13 protein-coding genes and 1 pseudogene are annotated in these 15,873 nt (G+C 55.3%); 6 read left to right on the plus strand and 8 right to left on the minus strand.

What is annotated here, in order from left to right:
* Positions 1 to 240: 240 nt before the first annotated feature.
* From EPG66_RS11265 to EPG66_RS11285, 5 genes are read left to right on the plus strand one after another with little or no spacing between them, the layout of a single operon-like run.
* Positions 241 to 1,488 (plus strand): extracellular solute-binding protein, encoded by a 1,248-nt coding sequence (locus tag EPG66_RS11265; protein ID WP_182686843.1) that lies wholly within the window; start codon positions 241 to 243, stop codon positions 1,486 to 1,488.
* A 9-nt stretch (positions 1,489 to 1,497) separates the two neighbouring features.
* Positions 1,498 to 2,406 (plus strand): carbohydrate ABC transporter permease, encoded by a 909-nt coding sequence (locus EPG66_RS11270; protein WP_022624334.1) that lies wholly within the window; start codon positions 1,498 to 1,500, stop codon positions 2,404 to 2,406.
* The gene (locus EPG66_RS11275) at positions 2,396 to 3,235 is read left to right on the plus strand and encodes a carbohydrate ABC transporter permease (protein WP_182686845.1); all 840 of its coding nucleotides are present in this window, start codon (positions 2,396 to 2,398) and stop codon (positions 3,233 to 3,235) included. The genes EPG66_RS11270 and EPG66_RS11275 overlap by 11 nt, the downstream gene beginning before the upstream one ends.
* A gap of 2 nt (positions 3,236 to 3,237) precedes the next feature.
* Complete coding sequence (locus tag EPG66_RS11280; RefSeq protein WP_182686847.1) at positions 3,238 to 4,185, plus strand: carbohydrate kinase family protein; 948 nt, start codon at positions 3,238 to 3,240, stop codon at positions 4,183 to 4,185.
* A 2-nt stretch (positions 4,186 to 4,187) separates the two neighbouring features.
* Positions 4,188 to 5,270: an ABC transporter ATP-binding protein gene (locus EPG66_RS11285; protein ID WP_182686849.1), complete on the plus strand. Its 1,083-nt coding sequence runs from the start codon at positions 4,188 to 4,190 to the stop codon at positions 5,268 to 5,270.
* Between the two features lie 162 nt (positions 5,271 to 5,432).
* Here the strand turns inward: EPG66_RS11285 and EPG66_RS11290 are convergent, their stop codons facing one another.
* On the minus strand, positions 5,433 to 7,373 hold the full coding sequence (locus tag EPG66_RS11290) for a methyl-accepting chemotaxis protein (RefSeq protein ID WP_182686851.1): 1,941 nt from the start codon (positions 7,371 to 7,373) through the stop codon (positions 5,433 to 5,435).
* Positions 7,374 to 7,895: 522 nt separating this feature from the next.
* Between EPG66_RS11290 and EPG66_RS11295 the strand changes: the two genes are divergently transcribed.
* Positions 7,896 to 9,023 carry a Fic family protein gene (locus EPG66_RS11295; protein WP_064702880.1) on the plus strand — a complete coding sequence of 376 codons (1,128 nt, stop codon included), beginning with the start codon at positions 7,896 to 7,898 and terminating at the stop codon, positions 9,021 to 9,023.
* Positions 9,024 to 9,091: 68 nt separating this feature from the next.
* Here EPG66_RS11295 and EPG66_RS11300 read toward each other — a convergent pair whose 3' ends face one another.
* From EPG66_RS11300 to EPG66_RS11325, 7 genes and pseudogenes are all read right to left on the minus strand, one after another.
* Entirely contained in the window at positions 9,092 to 10,486 is a 1,395-nt protein-coding gene (locus EPG66_RS11300; RefSeq protein ID WP_182686853.1) for a glycoside hydrolase family 1 protein, read from the minus strand.
* A gap of 12 nt (positions 10,487 to 10,498) precedes the next feature.
* The gene (bglF, locus tag EPG66_RS11305) at positions 10,499 to 12,361 is read right to left on the minus strand and encodes a PTS beta-glucoside transporter subunit IIABC (protein WP_083069685.1); all 1,863 of its coding nucleotides are present in this window, start codon (positions 12,359 to 12,361) and stop codon (positions 10,499 to 10,501) included.
* A 136-nt stretch (positions 12,362 to 12,497) separates the two neighbouring features.
* The gene (gene licT, locus EPG66_RS11310; protein WP_031590710.1) at positions 12,498 to 13,331 is read right to left on the minus strand and encodes a BglG family transcription antiterminator LicT; all 834 of its coding nucleotides are present in this window, start codon (positions 13,329 to 13,331) and stop codon (positions 12,498 to 12,500) included.
* 163 nt (positions 13,332 to 13,494) lie between these two features.
* Positions 13,495 to 13,593, minus strand: a pseudogene (locus EPG66_RS23015) (hypothetical protein); the annotation flags it as partial.
* Between the two features lie 355 nt (positions 13,594 to 13,948).
* Positions 13,949 to 14,290: a YebG family protein gene (locus tag EPG66_RS11315; protein WP_069026751.1), complete on the minus strand. Its 342-nt coding sequence runs from the start codon at positions 14,288 to 14,290 to the stop codon at positions 13,949 to 13,951.
* A 158-nt stretch (positions 14,291 to 14,448) separates the two neighbouring features.
* Positions 14,449 to 15,243 carry an SIR2 family protein gene (locus EPG66_RS11320; protein ID WP_010247078.1) on the minus strand — a complete coding sequence of 265 codons (795 nt, stop codon included), beginning with the start codon at positions 15,241 to 15,243 and terminating at the stop codon, positions 14,449 to 14,451.
* Positions 15,240 to 15,800, minus strand: coding sequence for a non-canonical purine NTP pyrophosphatase (locus tag EPG66_RS11325; RefSeq protein WP_010247077.1), 561 nt, complete (start codon positions 15,798 to 15,800; stop codon positions 15,240 to 15,242). Before EPG66_RS11325 ends, EPG66_RS11320 begins: the two co-directional genes overlap by 4 nt.
* Positions 15,801 to 15,873 lie beyond the last annotated feature (73 nt).

Consider the following 15,873-nt stretch of genomic DNA (forward strand, 5'->3'; position numbering starts at 1 on the left):
ACAATATCTTTGATGCTGCACGCAATTCTCGCGCATCAGGATAGGCAATTTTGCCATAAAAGCGCAGTCTGAGTTTCAGCGTTGTTACGGCTATGTTGCTATGCCCTCCGGCGTTCTGGCACGCCGTTTGCTTAGATCCAGACAGGTCAGTTCACCCACTGACCAAAATTACGCCCCCGATTAAATCAATCAAATTGATTTAATTAACCGACAGCCTGTTGCTGCACAGTGGAGAAGACCATGTCACAACGTTACCTACCCCAACTAAAAGCCGGTTTTGCCGCCTTACTGATGTTAAGCGCAGGCAGCGCGGCGGCGGCCAGCCAGATTAATGCCCTGTTTATGACCCAGGCGGCTTACAGCGAAAATGATATCCGCGCGATGACGCAAAATTTTCAGAAGCAGCACCCGGATGTCAGCGTCAATCTGGAGTTTGTTCCTTATGAGGCGCTGCACGACATGATTGTGGCGGCGCGTGGCGCAGGCGGCAATGGCTATGATGTGGTGCTGTTCGATGCCATCTGGCCAGCGGAATTCGCCCGTTTCGATCTGCTGCAGGATGTCAGCGCACGCATTACGCCAGAGGATAAAGAGAAGGTCTTCCCGGGCGCGATGAACACCGTGGTTTACAAAGGCAAAACGCTGGGTATGCCGTGGATCCTCGACACCAAATACCTTTACTACAACAAAGCGATGCTGGCTAAAGCGGGCATCACCACGCCGCCTCAGACCTGGCAGCAGGTGCTGGATGACGCGAAGATCATCAAGGATAAAAAGATTGTCACCTGGCCACTGGTCTGGAGCTGGTCCCAGGCTGAGGCGCTGGTGTGTGACTACACCACGCTTGTTTCAGGCTTTGGTGGTCAGTTCTACCAGAACGGCAAGCTTAACTTCTCCGGCCCGGCTTCACTCAAGGCGCTTAACCTGATGAAAAGCTCGCTTGATGAGGGTCTGAGTAACCCGGCGTCGCGTGAATATCTGGAAGAGGATGTACGTAAATCGTTTTCTAATGGCGATGCGGCTTTCGCGCTGAACTGGACCTACATGTACAACATGGCCAACGATCCGAAGCAGAGCAAAGTGGCGGGCGACGTTGGGATCATGCCTGCGCCTGGCGATGCACCTGGTAAAGTCGGGGCGGTGAACGGCTCAATGGGCCTGGGGATCACCAAAGGCAGCACCCATGCCAACGAGGCGTGGCAGTACATTCAGTACATGACCTCACAGCCGGTACAGAATCAGTATGCGAAGCTCAGCCTGCCAATCTGGAAATCCTCTTATCAGGATGAAGCAGTGAAAAAGGATCAGGAGAGCCTGATTGCCGCGGCGGACAAATCACTAAACGTGATGCTGTCACGTCCGGAGACCGCAGACTATTCCCGTCTGTCGAACCAGCTGCAACAGCAGTTACAGCAGGTATTGCTGGGTAAAGCCCCGGCGCAGGACGCGATGGCGACGGTTGATAAAAGCGCCGCCCGGCTGCGTTAAGGAGTCATGATGCTGAGTTTGCGTCAACGCGAACAGCGTCAGGCATGGGTGCTGCTGGCACCCATGTTGCTGGTAATGCTGTTGTTAACCGCCTGGCCTCTGCTGCGTACCATCTGGCTCAGCTTTACCGATGCTGCGCTGATTGGCAGTGGTGAAACGCCTGCCTGGATTGGGCTGGAAAACTATCTCTATGCGCTTAGCGATCCCGACTTTCGGGCGTCGATCTGGCGCACACTCTATTTCACCCTTGTGTCGGTCACCGTTGAAGGGATTATCGGCGTGCTGGTGGCGCTGCTGCTGAATCAAAAATTCATCGGGCGCAACGTTTTGCGTGTACTGGTAATTCTGCCGTGGGCGCTGCCGACCATTGTCAATGCCATGATGTGGCGGCTCAACTTCAACCCTGACTACGGCAGCATCAATGCCCTGCTCAGCCAGCTCGGCATCATTGACGGCTATCGTAGCTGGCTGGGATCGCCGGAGGCGGCGCTCAATGCGGTGATGTTCGCGGATATCTGGAAAAACTATCCACTGGTCACCCTGCTGGTGCTGGCGGCGCTGCAGTCGATCCCCGAGGATCTGTTTGAAGCGGCACGACTGGACGGTGCCTCCGCCTGGCGGCGTTTCCGGGCGATTACCTTCCCGGCGATTGTTGCTCCGCTCGGCGTCGCGCTGGTGTTACGCACCATTGATGCCTTTAAAATCTTCGACATCATCTATGTGATGACGCGCGGCGGGCCGGTGGACAGCACCAAAACCCTGAGCTTTTTCGTTTATCAGGAGTCGTTCAGCTATCTGCGTGCCGGCAGCGGTGCCGCCTACGCGATACTGATGACCCTGATGTGCGCCCTGCTAATCACGCTCTATCTGCTGATGTTATGGCATCAGCGCCGCCGGAGTACCGCTTATGAAAACTAAACTGAGACGGGTGCTGCGTTACGGGGCTGCGCTGCTGGTCGCTGTCAGCAACCTGGCCCCGATGGGCTGGCTGTTTCTGATGAGCGTCAGTTCTGCCAGCGATCTCTCCCGCGTGCCGCTGGAGTGGCTGCCGCGTCAGTGGGATTTCAGTCGCTATCAGGGGCTGGTTTCGCTGGCGCCGAATCAACCCGGCAACGTTTTTCTGCACGCGCTGGGTAACAGTTTGCTGGTGGCGACGGTGGCCACAGCGATCTCGCTGCTGCTGGCGATACCTGCGGCGTTCAGCTTTTCACGCTACAGCGGTCGCGATGCCTGGCTGTCCGGCGCTCTGGCAATCTATATGGTGCCGCCCGTGGCGTTTGTGCTGCCGCTCTACTTTCTGCTGCAACAGCTGGGGCTGCTCAACACCCGTCCCGGCCTGGTGATGGTCTACTGTTCGCTGATCCTGCCGTTTCTGACCTGGATGCTGAAGAACCAGTTCGACTCGCTGCCGCGTGATATCGAACAGGCGGCACGGCTGGATGGCCTGCGCTTCTGGCAGGTTCTGCTGCGCATTACGCTGCCCCTGGCGAAACCGGTGCTGGGCGCTGCCGCGCTGTTCGGCTGGCTGCTCGCCTGGGATGAGTTTTTCTACGCGCTGCTGTTCACCAGCAATATTTCGGCACAGACCCTGCCGGTCGCCATTGCCGGTTTCACCGCCGGACGCGCGACCGATGACGGGCTGATCGCGGCAATCGGCATTCTGGCTTCGGTGCCGCCACTGTTTATTGCCATCTGGTTGCAGAAGACGCTGGTTAGCGGTCTCACCAGCGGCGGAAGTAAGGGATAACTATGGTCACTACCCTCACGCCCACCCTCTATGTGGTGGGCAATATAAATGTTGATTTAATCATGAGTACGCTCAGCGACTGGCCACAGCGCGGCACGGAAGTGATGCTGCAGCACAGTGAGTTACGTCCCGGCGGGTCAGCGGGTAACTGTGCGCTGGCGCTGGAGGCGATGCAGGTGCCGCATCGGGCCATTGCCAATCAGGGCGACGATGGCTTCAGTCACTGGCTCGCCAGTCACTTTCCTCATAGCGCTGCATACTGGCCGCGCTATGCCTGTGAGACCTCGCTGACGGTAGGCGTGACCCATCCCGATAACGAACGCTCCTTTCTCAGCAATCACGGCCATATTACCGTGCTGACCGCGGACGATGTGCTGGCCCAGTTGCCGTCGCAGGCGACGCCGGGCGACATCGTCCTGCTGTGCGGCACCTTTCTCTGTCTGGAACTCTATGGTCACTACCCGGCGCTGTTGGCCGCGCTGCAACAGCGTGGCTTCTGTGTCGCCGTGGATACCGGCTGGCCGCCTGCGGGCTGGAACGATGGGCTTCGCTTACAGATTGGCAACTGGTTAGCGGACTGTGACTGGCTGCTGCTGAACGAGGTGGAAGCGCTGGGCTTATCGGGCGCAGAACTGCTGGATCAAAGCGGTAAACAGCTGGCGGCCCGGCTTAGTGGTCGCGGCGGCTGTGTGATTAAGTGTGGCGCAGAGGGCGCACGTCTCTGGTCTGCCGCCTCTGTGCAGTATGCTGCTGCCCAGCCGGTGACGGTGGTAGATACCATTGGGGCCGGTGACAGTTTTAATGCCGGTTTTCTTACTGCACTGCTCTATCACCAGCCATCGCACACGGCGCTGCGCTGGGGCATTGAAGTGGCATCACAGGCGATAAGCAGCTCTCCGCGCCGCTATCCCAGCTGGCAACAACTCCAACTATCAAATGAGGTGCGCTGAACATGGCCAGTGTTGAACTTATACAGGTGGCGAAGCGCTACGGTAAACAGAGCGTGCTGCACCCGCTGGATTTAACCATCCCTGATGGCAGTTTCACTGTGCTGGTCGGCCCCTCCGGCTGCGGCAAATCAACCCTGCTGCGGCTGCTTGCCGGTCTGGATACCGTCTCTCACGGGGCGATCATGCTGGATAAAAAACAGATTAACGATCTCGATCCTGCTGACCGGGATATCGCCATGGTGTTTCAGAGCTATGCGCTCTATCCGCATCTCACCGTTGCGGAGAATCTGGCGTTTCACATGCAGGTGAAAAAAGTGAAGCGCGAGGAGCAAAAAAGCAAAATCGCCCGCATTGCCGGCATTCTCGGCATCGATCAGCTGCTGCAGCGTTATCCCCGGGCGTTGTCAGGGGGACAGCGGCAGCGCGTGGCGATGGGCCGCGCCATGGTGCGCAATCCGCAGGTGTTTCTGTTTGATGAGCCGCTCTCAAATCTTGATGCGCAGTTACGCATGGAGCTGCGGGCCGAGATTAAGTCGCTGCATCAGCGTTTCAAAACCACCATGGTCTATGTTACCCACGATCAGGTTGAGGCGATGACGCTGGCGGATCAGATTGTGGTGATGAAAGAAGGGGTCATTGTGCAACAGGGTGCGCCGCTGGCGATTTATGACCGCCCGGTAAACACCTTCGTGGCGCGGTTTATCGGGTCACCACCGATGAATCTGCTGGATGCCCGTTTCCAGACACGCGATGGGCTGCCTGGCGTCTGCTGTGGCGAGCAGTGGCTGCCGTTGCCGCGTCGCTGGCACAGTGCGGCACAGCAGCAGGCCGATCAGCCGGTCACGCTTGGCGTACGTCCGCACGATCTGATTTTTGATGCCAGCGGGCAACCGGCGGCGGTCAACATTGTTGAGATCACCGGCGAATCGACCCTGCTACATCTGAACTGGCAGGGTTTCCCGCTGCATATGCAACTGACCGGCCGCAGCGATGCCGTGCCTGGCGGCACGCTGCCGGTGACCGTTAACCCGGATAAAATGCACTTGTTTGATGCCAGCAGCGGTGTGCGGCTGACGGAGCAGTGATTAATCTGAAGTCAGCACTGAATGCAGGCGGCAAAACCGCTTTAAGCGATGGGAGCAAACGCCTGTAGCAAAGCATCGCGGGCCAGGGATGGCCCGCGTTGAGCCGCCACGGATGGCGCTTTTGCGTCTTTGCGTAAGGCGTATGCTCCCTGAGCCGCCTCCTTACGCCAGATGAAACTGCTCCACCGTCTGTGACAGCTGCTGCGCCTGATCTTCCAGCGAACTGGCGGCAGCCGACATCTGCTGCACCAGCGCGGCGTTCTGCTGGGTGACGCCATCCATTTCATTGACGGCAATCGTTACCTGGCTGATGCCACGCGCCTGTTCACTTGATGCTGTGACAATCTCACCGATAATCCCCTGCACCGAATTCACCGCCTGCATCATCTCCTGCATGGTTTTACCGGCATCGTTCACCAGCCGGACGCCGCTCTCAACCCGCACGCTCGACTCTTCAATCAGTGCGCCGATCTCTTTCACCGCGTTCGCGCTGCGCTGGGCCAGATTACGCACTTCAGAAGCCACCACGGCAAAACCGCGTCCCTGCTCACCGGCACGTGCAGCCTCCACCGCCGCGTTCAGCGCCAGAATATTGGTCTGGAAGGCAATGCTGTTGATCATGGTTGTAATGTCGCCGATCTTTTTCGAACTGTCATCGATCTGCGCCATGGTCTGCACCACCTCACCCACCAGCGAGGCACCACGACTGGCGATGTGGGTAGCGTTTTCAGTCAGGCTGGTCGCCTGCTGCGCGTTATCGGCATTCAGCCGAATCGTGGCGCTGATCTGCTCCATGCTGGCTGCGGTCTGCTCCAGCGCGGCGGCCTGTTGTTCGGTGCGGGACGCCAGGTTGAGGTTGCCACTGGCAATTTCGCCCGCTCCCTGGCGTACCGATTCACTGGAATCTTTAATCTGCCCGACAATCTGCCGGAGCTGACTTTGCATGGTGTGAATCGCAAAGAACAGGCTGCTGCTATCACCGCTTTTCACCGCGATCCGGTTATCCAGTTTGCCATCGGCAACGGCCAGCGCAATATGCGCCGCTTCAACCGGCTCGCCGCCAATCGGACGCAGCACTTTACGGCTGAACAGCATGCCCAGCACCGCGCCGACCAGCAGAACGCTCACAACCATCAGGATCACCGCCCACATCAGCTGTCGGGTGGAGGCGGCCATCACCTGACTGACCGGCGCCACGACGCCGAGATACCAGGGTTTGTCGCTGTTACCAATCACCACCGGCTGCCAGGTGACCAAAGCGTCTTCACCCAGCACAGCATCAAAATGCTGTACGACTTTCGACGTAAAACCATCTTTTTCGCCTTTCCAGGGTTTTCCGGCTTCATCTTTAACCGGCGAGGAGACCACATTCCCGGCACCCGAAAGCAACAGCGCATAGCCGCTGCCCTGCCAGGGTTTGATCTGATTCACTTTCTGTTGCAGTGATGCCAGTGAAATGTCAGAGGTAACAATCGCTTTTAAGGTGCCCTGATCGATAATCGCGGCGGCGACGGAGGTGAGCAGGGTCGGCACGCCGTTATAAGCATAACTGTACGGTTCGGTGAGCGTATCTTTTTGTGTTTTTTGCGGGATCAGATAGTAATCGCCCTGACCCGGTGTCAGATAGGAGAGCAGCGGATGCATCGAGTAAGTACCTGACGCGTCACGATCGACAAAAAAGGCATAGCGGCCCTGCGGTGCCTGACCTGGCTGTGAAGCAAAATCCGCATCCCGGCCATCAAATGCATTTTTTTCAAATATGACTGACATCGACAGATAGTCTGGATTAGCGCGCAGCGCATATTCCATCACCTTATCAGCCGCTTTGCGATCGGTAATACCGGCGCGAGGTAACGCGATCAGACTTTGACCGAGAAGACTGGCAACGTCGCGGGCATGACTCAGTTCCTGCTGCACCTGTAAGGCACGGCTCTGCGCAATCTGCTGCAGATATTGTTCGGCCAGTTCTTTCTGTTCTTTGCCCGATTGCCAGCTGAGAACCCCAATAGTCACGGTAAATCCCAGCACTATCGTTAAACCACCCATGATCAGCATCTGGGCACGGGTACTCATTCTTTTCTTATGTGTTAACTGACTGACCATAGTGCTTCCCCTGAAATTTACCTGGCTCAATACCTCCTTGTAGTTATGGTGCTCCTGAGATCATCTATCGGCGGCGTTTTTTTGAACTTTAATGGACATTTCCCCGCCGTGATGGGGGTCTCACAGCGCGTGATTACGGGAAGTTGATCGCAAAGGGATTATGGCGCTGCGAATGAACGGCCTTTTTTTGATCTGCAACAATATTGCCGGCCGCCATTACTGTCAGTTTATGTCAACAGTTGCTGTAGCCCCCTTATCGCAGTGGAGATAGAACAATGATCGGTAAATCAGGATTAGCTGTCGGGATGGTTGTCTGGCTGGCGTATGTCGCCTGGATCGTTCACTACTATTCAGACACCTTTATGCAGTTCTCCCGCTAAGCAAACAGGACCTTCGGGTCCTTTTTTTTGCCCATAATTCCGCGTGATTAGCCTGTGAGCCAAATATTCGCTATTATCGACTCATTCCGTGAGCCGAATAACCTCCTTTATTCGGCTCATCCACCCTTAGCGTGAGCCGATTATGAGCGTTACCTGGATCTGGCAACAGCCGGACTGGCCCCATTTTCAGTGGCAGGACGCCGTGCTGTTACCGCGCCTGCGCCATCTGCAGCAGCAGCGCGGATTGCTGCTGGGACGTGCCAGCCTGCATTCAGACAGTGAAACCCAGACGCTGGATACCCTGCTGAGTAATATCCTCTCCTCTTCCGCGATTGAAGAGGAGCGGGTCAATGTGCAATCGGTCCGCTCATCGCTGGCGCGTCGGTTAGGCGTGACGGAAGAGCAACCCTATCCGGTCTCTGATCGTTCAGAAGGCCTGGCCGCCATGATGCTCGATGCCATCAATAACCGCAGCCAGCCGCTGACGCCTGAGCGTCTCTGTCAGTGGCACCGCTGGCTTTTCCCCGCCGATGAGTGGACGGTGCAGCGCCTGAGCGTCGGCACGCTGCGCGGCAGTGAGCCGATGCAGGTCATCTCAGGTCGCATCGATCGTCCCACGGTGCATTTTGAAGCGCCGCCGCGACAGGGGCTGGAGCCGCAACTGAACCAGTTTATTGAGTGGTTCAACAGCAGTCAGCATGATGTGATGCTGGACCCGTTACTGCGCGCCGCCATCTGCCATCTCTGGTTTGTCACCCTGCACCCTTTTGATGATGGCAATGGTCGTATCACGCGTGCGTTAACCGATCTGGCGCTGGCGCAGGCCGACAGTCAGAGTATCCGGCTGTATGCCATGTCACCCGCCATTCTGACGCAGCGTGCCGGTTATTACCGCATCCTTGAGCAGACGCAGAAAGGCGGCCTGGATATCACCCACTGGCTGGTGTGGTTTCTTGATATCCTGGATGAGAGTCTGCAACAGGCGATGAACGTCATCGATCGCACTCAGATGAAAGCGCGTTTCTGGCTGCGGCATCAGGGGATGGGGTTGAGTCCGGAACAGGTGAAAGTGCTGAACCGGCTGCTGGATGGTGGCGAGCAGGGTTTCGAACTGGGGATCAGCGCCAGCCAGTATCAGAAGGTCGCCAAAGTGAGTAAAGCAACCGCGACCCGTCATCTGGCCGATCTGGTTGAAAAAGGCTGCCTTTACCGGCTCGAAGGCGGAGGCAGGAGTACCCGCTATCAGGTTAACAACCGCGAGACGCCCTGAGCCGGGCTGTTTTGACTGCTGACCGGGAGTACATCGCAGTCGCCGCGATGTACTCCTGAGTGCGGGAATTATTCTTTAAGTGAAGCCCCGTTGGTCGCAATGACCTCTTTATACCAGTAAAAGCTTTTCTTCCGGCTGCGGGCCAGCGAACCTTCCCCGGTATCATCGCGGTCAACATAAATAAAACCGTAACGCTTAGACAATTCGGCTTTTGATGCGCTGACAAGATCGATTGGCCCCCAACTGGTATAACCCATGACCTCCACGCCATCGTCAATGGCCTCACGCACCTGAACCAGATGATCGTTGAGGTAGCTGATGCGATAATCATCCTGCACGACGCCCGTTGCATCCGGTATGTCTTTGGCGCCCAGTCCGTTCTCAACAATAAACAGCGGCTTCTGATAACGATCCCACAGCATATTCAGCAAGGTCCGCAGGCCCACCGGGTCAATCTGCCAGCCCCATTCAGAACTCTGCAGATGAGGATTGGGCACCATGCTCAGAATGTTACCCCGCATCTGCTGATTCAGCGCCTCATCGGCGGTCACGCAGCCGGACATGTAATAGCTGAACGAGATAAAATCGACGGTCGACTGAAGTATCTGACGATCGGCATCCGTGATATCCAGCTGAATATTATTCTCACGAAAGAACCGCAACATATAGCCCGGATAAACACCACGGCACTGAACATCGCCAAAAAATTGCCATTTCCGGTTCTCCTGCAGCGCTTCCAGCACATCATCAGGCTTACAACTGAGTGGATAGACCAGCCCTCCAAGCAGCATATTGCCAATGCTGGCGTCCGGGTTAATCTCGCGGCAGGCTTTCACCGCCAGCGCACTGGCGACCAGTTGATGATGAATCGCCTGATACACCTCACCTTTGCTGCTGGTTTCCGGCAGACCCACGCCGGTCATCGGCGCATGCAGAGACATGTTAATTTCGTTAAAGGTCAGCCAGAGTCTGACTTTCTTCCTGTAGCGGGCAAACACCGTGCGGGCATAATGCTCAAAGAAGCCAATCACCTGACGGTTACCCCAGCCACCATATTGCTTCACCAGGTTCCAGGGCATCTCATAATGTGACAACGTAACAAGTGGAGTGATGTGATGTGCGGCAAGCTCATCGAATAACCGGTCATAAAAGGCCAGACCAGCCTCGTTGGGCTGTTGCTCGTCACCGTTCGGGAATATGCGCGTCCAGGCGATTGAAACCCGCAGACAGCTGAACCCCATCTCTGCAAACAGCCTGATATCGTCCGGGTAGCGGTGGTAAAAGTCGATCGCGATATCTTTGAGGCTTTTGCTGCCCTCAACGCGCTCCGATACCGGGCCAAAGATTCCCTGTGGCTGAACGTCGGAGGTTGAGAGGCCTTTGCCCTCTTCACGCCATGCGCCTTCAACCTGATTAGCGGCAACAGCACCGCCCCATAAAAATGAATCCGGGAAAGTTTTCATCCTGTTCTCCTTTTATTGACGAGTGACGCTGAGTAAAGGCGTACCTGCAGTAACCGCGGTCCCTGCTACAGTCATCACCTCAGGATACTCATCGCTGTTAGTGATAATGATCGGTGTTGCCAGGTCATATCCGGCATCAAGAATGGCCTGACGATCAAACTCCAGCAGCAGATCGCCGGCACTGAACGTGTCGCCCACTTTTACATGTGCCGTGAAAGGTTTGCCGCCGAGACGGACGGTATCGATACCCACATGGATCAACAGCTCAACCCCGCTGTGACTCAGCAGTCCTATGGCGTGTCGGGTCTGAAACAGGGAGGCAACTTCACCCGCGAAGGGCGCAATGACTTTGTTGTCGGAAGGAATTATGGCTGCGCCCTGTCCCAGCAGGCCGCTGGCGAAGGTCGGATCGGGAATCTGATCAAGCGCCAGTACGGTGCCTGTCATCGGTGACAGAATGTCATCTTCGCCTGGGATAACCGGGCTCACTGCGTCTGGCGTACTTTTACGGGGCATACCCGCTACCAGCGTCATGCCGCAACTCAGTATCAACGCCACTAGCGTCCCGGCAATACCGCCCCATAAGGTTGAATCAACACCGCCAGGCGGGATCATCTGGGCGATGGTAAAAATGTTGGCAAAGCCAAATGAATAAACGTGGGTGCTACTGAAGCCAACAATAGCACCGCCGATAGCGCCCGCCACACAGCCAAAGATAAAGGGACGGCGCAGCGGCAGATTAACGCCATAGACGGCCGGTTCAGTGATACCAAAGATCCCTGCTGTCACGGATGAACCCGCCAGCATCTTCTGCCGCGCATCCCGACTACGCAGAAACACCCCCAGCGCCGCGCCCACCTGGCCCATGACAGCAGGCAATAGCATGGGCAGCATTGAGTCATGCCCCAGTACGGCAAGATTGTTGATCATCAGTGGCACCAGTCCCCAGTGCAAACCAAAAATCACACAGACCTGCCACAACGCGCCCAGTGCGGCGCCAGCCAGCCAGGGTGCCAGCGCATAAATCCACTGGTAGCCGTTCGCCAGTATCTGACTTAAGCCCGTGGCCAGTGGGCCAATCACCAGAAAGGTCAGCGGTACAGTGACGCTCAGGCAGATCAGTGGCGCAAAAAAGTTTTTCATGGATGCCGGAAGTCGCCGGCTGCTCTGCTTTTCCAGCCAGCAACTTACCCACGCGGCGAGAATAATCGGGATAACGGACGCACTGTAATTAAACCAGGTCACAGGAATGCCGAGAAACGCGTCCGTTATGGCAACGGATTGCTGGCTGGCATTAAAAGCTGCAATCATCGTCGGATGGGTCAGCGCCCCGCCAATGACCATGGTAATAAAGGGATTACCGCCAAATTTTTTGCCCGCGGTGTAGCCCAGCACCAGTGGAAAGAAGAAAAACAGGGCATCACTTGCCGCAAACCAGATTTTATACGTTCCACTTTGAACAGAAAGCCAGCCACAGACCACGGCCAGCGCCAGTAAACCTTTAAGAATACCGGAGGCGGCAAGAACGCCAATAAACGGGGTAAAAATGCCGGACACAATGTCGATCAGGCGACTCAAAAGATTACCCGCGACCGCATCCTCTTCTTTCACTGAAGAGGGTTCGTCAGTCAGGCCCGCTTCAGTACATACTGCCAGCCAGACATCGTGAACGTGGTTGCCAATCACTACCTGAAACTGCCCACCGCTTTCAACGACCATAATGACACCCGGATTTTTCTTCAGTCCTTCAGCATCGGCTTTATGGTTGTCTTTCAGTTTGAAGCGCAACCGGGTGGCACAATGAACCAGACTTACGATGTTCTCCCGGCCACCGATATGGCTGAGGATATCCTGCGCCAGCGTGTGATATTCCATCTCGATTTCCTTACAACCGATGCCTGAGGACATCAGTTAACTGAGCCAAAAATGAAAAAACCTGAGAACGTCCTCCTTTCAGAGGCCGCGCTCAGGTTTTGCCTGCGTTAAGCAGTAACAATCCAGTTTATGGAGCTTATTGCCCCTCTTTTCTTACCCGTTCGATATGAATGGCGAGAAACATGATCTCTTCCGCGGTCAGCTCACGCTGATAGCTTTGTTGCAGATGCTGCGCGATTTTCACCGCACATTTCCAGGCTTTGGGATAGTTATCTTTTACAGCTGCATGCAGCGACACATCATCATCGTCTACCACGGTACGCGTCAGCATCCGCTGAGCAAAAAACTTCAGATGGGTGACAAAGCGCTGGTAACTCAGCGACGATTCGTTGTACTCCAGCTGCAATTGATACTTCACCAGTTGCAGAATCTCCTGCATAACCCGGGTGACATGCATCACTTCCGGCATTTCATTATTGAGCTGCGCCGTCACCAGATGCAGCGCGATAAACCCGGCTTCATCCTCAGCCAGTTCGACATTCAGACGACGTAAAATGATAGCCCTGGCCTCCTGACCCAGTTCGAACTCTTTGGGATAGAGGCGTTTGATATCCCACAGCAACACATTTTTAATCGCCAGGCCTTTATTTTGCCGTTCAATGGCAAAGTAGCAGTGGTCGGTCAACGTGATATACAGGCTCTCCTGCAATTTCCCCAGACGTTGTGTTGCAAGATCAATAATGCGGTCGCAGGTGGTCATCACTTCAGGAGGGATCTGGTGTAACAACTCCTCAAGCCGACGTACCAGCAAATCACTTTGCAGCGCGAATACCTTCTCAATGTGCGCCGCGTTGAGACTGTCACCGATACGCTTCTGGAAGGCCAGTCCACGCCCCATCACGACCTGCTCGCGTCCCTGCTCATCCTGAACCATCACCACGTTGTTATTAAGAATTTTGGCGATTTTCATCGGAACCCCAGAAACAAAAAAACCTGACATCCGACAGAGGCCAGAAGTCAGGTTTTGCCTGCCTAAGCAGTAACAATCCAGTTCGGGCACTCTATCAGTTTTCGTCGTGACCTCAATCTGTCAGGGCAAAAAGCGTGACAGCGATCGAAATCCTCTGATTAACTTAAAAAGTAACCACCGTTTTGAGTTCAGTCACCCAGGCATCCTGCGTATGGGTGATACCCGCTGGACGATGCCAGTACTGAAGCCCGGGGTGCGGTTCCGGGCAGCAAAAGGGGTATGACGCTCAGTGGAATGAAAACCCACGTTATGGGAGGAAGATGGTCATGCGAGGAAGGGCGTCTGAAAAATCGTTTAGTGGAATGCAGTGTCCATTAACTGCCATTTAGCGATTAAAAACACACCGCTTTAAACGCTTTTATCACTGATCACAATGTTTTGATTTATCGGACGAAAAGTTTTTAACGCGTGAAATCGTTCCGTTGAGCGTCAGAGCCCGTTATGCAGGGTAAAAGCGTGGAAGGTAGGCTATCTGTAAAGATAGTTAGCAGGAGAACAGCTCAAACCGCTATTCAGAAACAGCAACGCCGGAAGGTTCGCTTCCGGCGTTGGGGCAGTTACGCGGCTTTAACGGCGCGTACTTTCTTTACAGCAGGCTCTTCTGACTGCTCAGCTATGCCATCGTCTGACACAGCTTCTGGCTGAGAGACGGCTGCTGCCGCTTCCGGTAGTTTGCTGGTGCGCAGAATATGCTGAACCGCATCTTTCTGCTCTGCAATCAGCAGGCCCAGCGTTTCCGCCTGAGATTCTTCCATTGCAGGTTGATGCTGTAACAGCCAGTCGGTGAAGGCTTCGGCCATATCGAGCATTTTGTCGTAGGCATCGGCCTCTTTCTTATTGGCAAACGTCATCTTCTCTTCACCCTTTCTGACTACTACAAATTTTGTTTCAACAGCCATCTTTTCGCCCTCAGGTACTGTGCATACATACAGTATACCATGCCGGTCATGCTTTGCCAGCAGAGAATAGAGTTTATCGGTTGTGCGCGGGCTAACCTTATCCTGGCACAGGCTTTTTTCATTTTTCCTGACGCATTCTCCGTCGCGAGGTCGGGCGACTACACCAGCAGCTCTTCAAGAAACATCGCCAGCGCCTTACGGGGATCGTCCTCTTCCGAGACGATCACCTCGATCCCCCACTGCCCCAGCACCTCTTTAGCCACCGGGTTGTTCCGGTTAGTGAACAGGTACGATTTTGGCCGGGCGGTTGCCAGCCCGGTGCGGCCCCACATCTTGGTCAGACGATAAAACAGCAGGCGAATATTGAAATCACTGATGCTGTAGCCGACAAACAGAACCGAGTTGCCCATCACATCGTGAGTCAGTTTGATATCCAGAGGTGAATCAAAATAGAGACGTTCAAAATAGCTGCTCTCATCGAGCACGATTGAGGTGTCATCATCAAAATCACCGTGCAGCTTGATGATGTGACGCTTATCTTCGGTGAGAGAGACCAGGTCCGCGGCGTTGGCCACTTTGTAATAGGGTACGCCGTGCGCTTCATGTGCCGCTTCCAGCCAGCGATCGTAATTGGTGGTGTAGATACGCGAGAAGTTACCCTGCGTAATCATGGTATGAATTTCAGAAGAGCGGACATCAATATCGGGGCGATGCCATTCGCGATCCATCCAGCTGCGCAGCGGGCCAAGCGAGCCTTTTTTCTGTTTGTAATATTCCGCCAGCGACAGGTGCGTGCCATAGGTATTAAAGATTTTTGGATCGTAACCCAGCTCATTAGCAAGATGCGCAATCAGTTCATGCCACTCGGGCAGGCCAAAATTGCGCGAAATACCGGCACCGGCAAACAGAATCAGTTTGCCGGAATCATAGGCGCGTTTGAGTTCAGGTTTCATGCCATGCCCCGCGAGGTTTTTAAAAAGGTGGCGAAGCGATCCAGCGCGATGCGCCGCATCGAGATCTCATTCTTGAGTTCGCCCATTTCAGCAAACGTCTGCTCATAGCCTTCGGGAATAAAGACGCAGTCCCACTGAAAGCCGCGCGTTCCGGCAGGTTTCGCGGCGATGGTGCCGCGCAGTTCACCCGAAAACTGGTACATTTTGCGACCATCGCAGTAGCCAAGCACCGTTTTGGCCGTCACGGCCTGGCTGTCGAGCCCCTGCACCAGCGCGGTAAAGCGCTCAGCGTCCAGGCGGTTCCAGAAGATGCGGGTCAGGCCGGCGGGCAGACCATTGAGGCCGTCCAGATAGAGGCCGGTATGCTCTACAAACAGCGGTCGCCCAATCAGCGAAAAGGCTTTGGTCAGTTTGTCGCGTACCAGGTCGAGTTCGTTTTCAGTCTGAATTTCTTCGATGCGACGGGCGATGGGCAGAACTTCGACCCCGACAGGTTCGAGTATTTTGCGCACCTCCGCCAGCTTTTGCTCATTGGCAGAAAGGAATCTGATTTTCATGGGGCTTCCAGGTCAATTACTCCGCCACGCAGTGAGGATTTTACGGAAACAGGCGGGCAGGATAAATCACTAA

Origin of the sequence: Pantoea pleuroti, assembly GCF_014156615.1 — a bacterium.
In the GTDB taxonomy this organism is placed as follows: domain Bacteria; phylum Pseudomonadota; class Gammaproteobacteria; order Enterobacterales; family Enterobacteriaceae; genus Pantoea; species Pantoea agglomerans.

Bases quoted from the DNA above. Each gene is read 5' to 3' on its own strand.
- EPG66_RS11265 (WP_182686843.1), top strand. From the start codon at position 241: ATGTCACAACGTTACCTACCCCAACTAAAAGCCGGTTTTGCCGCCTTA.
- EPG66_RS11270 (WP_022624334.1), top strand. From the start codon at position 1,498: ATGCTGAGTTTGCGTCAACGCGAACAGCGTCAGGCATGGGTGCTGCTG.
- EPG66_RS11275 (WP_182686845.1), top strand. From the start codon at position 2,396: ATGAAAACTAAACTGAGACGGGTGCTGCGTTACGGGGCTGCGCTGCTG.
- EPG66_RS11280 (WP_182686847.1), top strand. From the start codon at position 3,238: ATGGTCACTACCCTCACGCCCACCCTCTATGTGGTGGGCAATATAAAT.
- EPG66_RS11285 (WP_182686849.1), top strand. From the start codon at position 4,188: ATGGCCAGTGTTGAACTTATACAGGTGGCGAAGCGCTACGGTAAACAG.
- EPG66_RS11290 (WP_182686851.1), bottom strand. From the start codon at position 7,373: ATGGTCAGTCAGTTAACACATAAGAAAAGAATGAGTACCCGTGCCCAG.
- EPG66_RS11295 (WP_064702880.1), top strand. From the start codon at position 7,896: ATGAGCGTTACCTGGATCTGGCAACAGCCGGACTGGCCCCATTTTCAG.
- EPG66_RS11300 (WP_182686853.1), bottom strand. From the start codon at position 10,486: ATGAAAACTTTCCCGGATTCATTTTTATGGGGCGGTGCTGTTGCCGCT.
- bglF (WP_083069685.1), bottom strand. From the start codon at position 12,361: ATGGAATATCACACGCTGGCGCAGGATATCCTCAGCCATATCGGTGGC.
- licT (WP_031590710.1), bottom strand. From the start codon at position 13,331: ATGAAAATCGCCAAAATTCTTAATAACAACGTGGTGATGGTTCAGGAT.
- EPG66_RS11315 (WP_069026751.1), bottom strand. From the start codon at position 14,290: ATGGCTGTTGAAACAAAATTTGTAGTAGTCAGAAAGGGTGAAGAGAAG.
- EPG66_RS11320 (WP_010247078.1), bottom strand. From the start codon at position 15,243: ATGAAACCTGAACTCAAACGCGCCTATGATTCCGGCAAACTGATTCTG.
- EPG66_RS11325 (WP_010247077.1), bottom strand. From the start codon at position 15,800: ATGAAAATCAGATTCCTTTCTGCCAATGAGCAAAAGCTGGCGGAGGTG.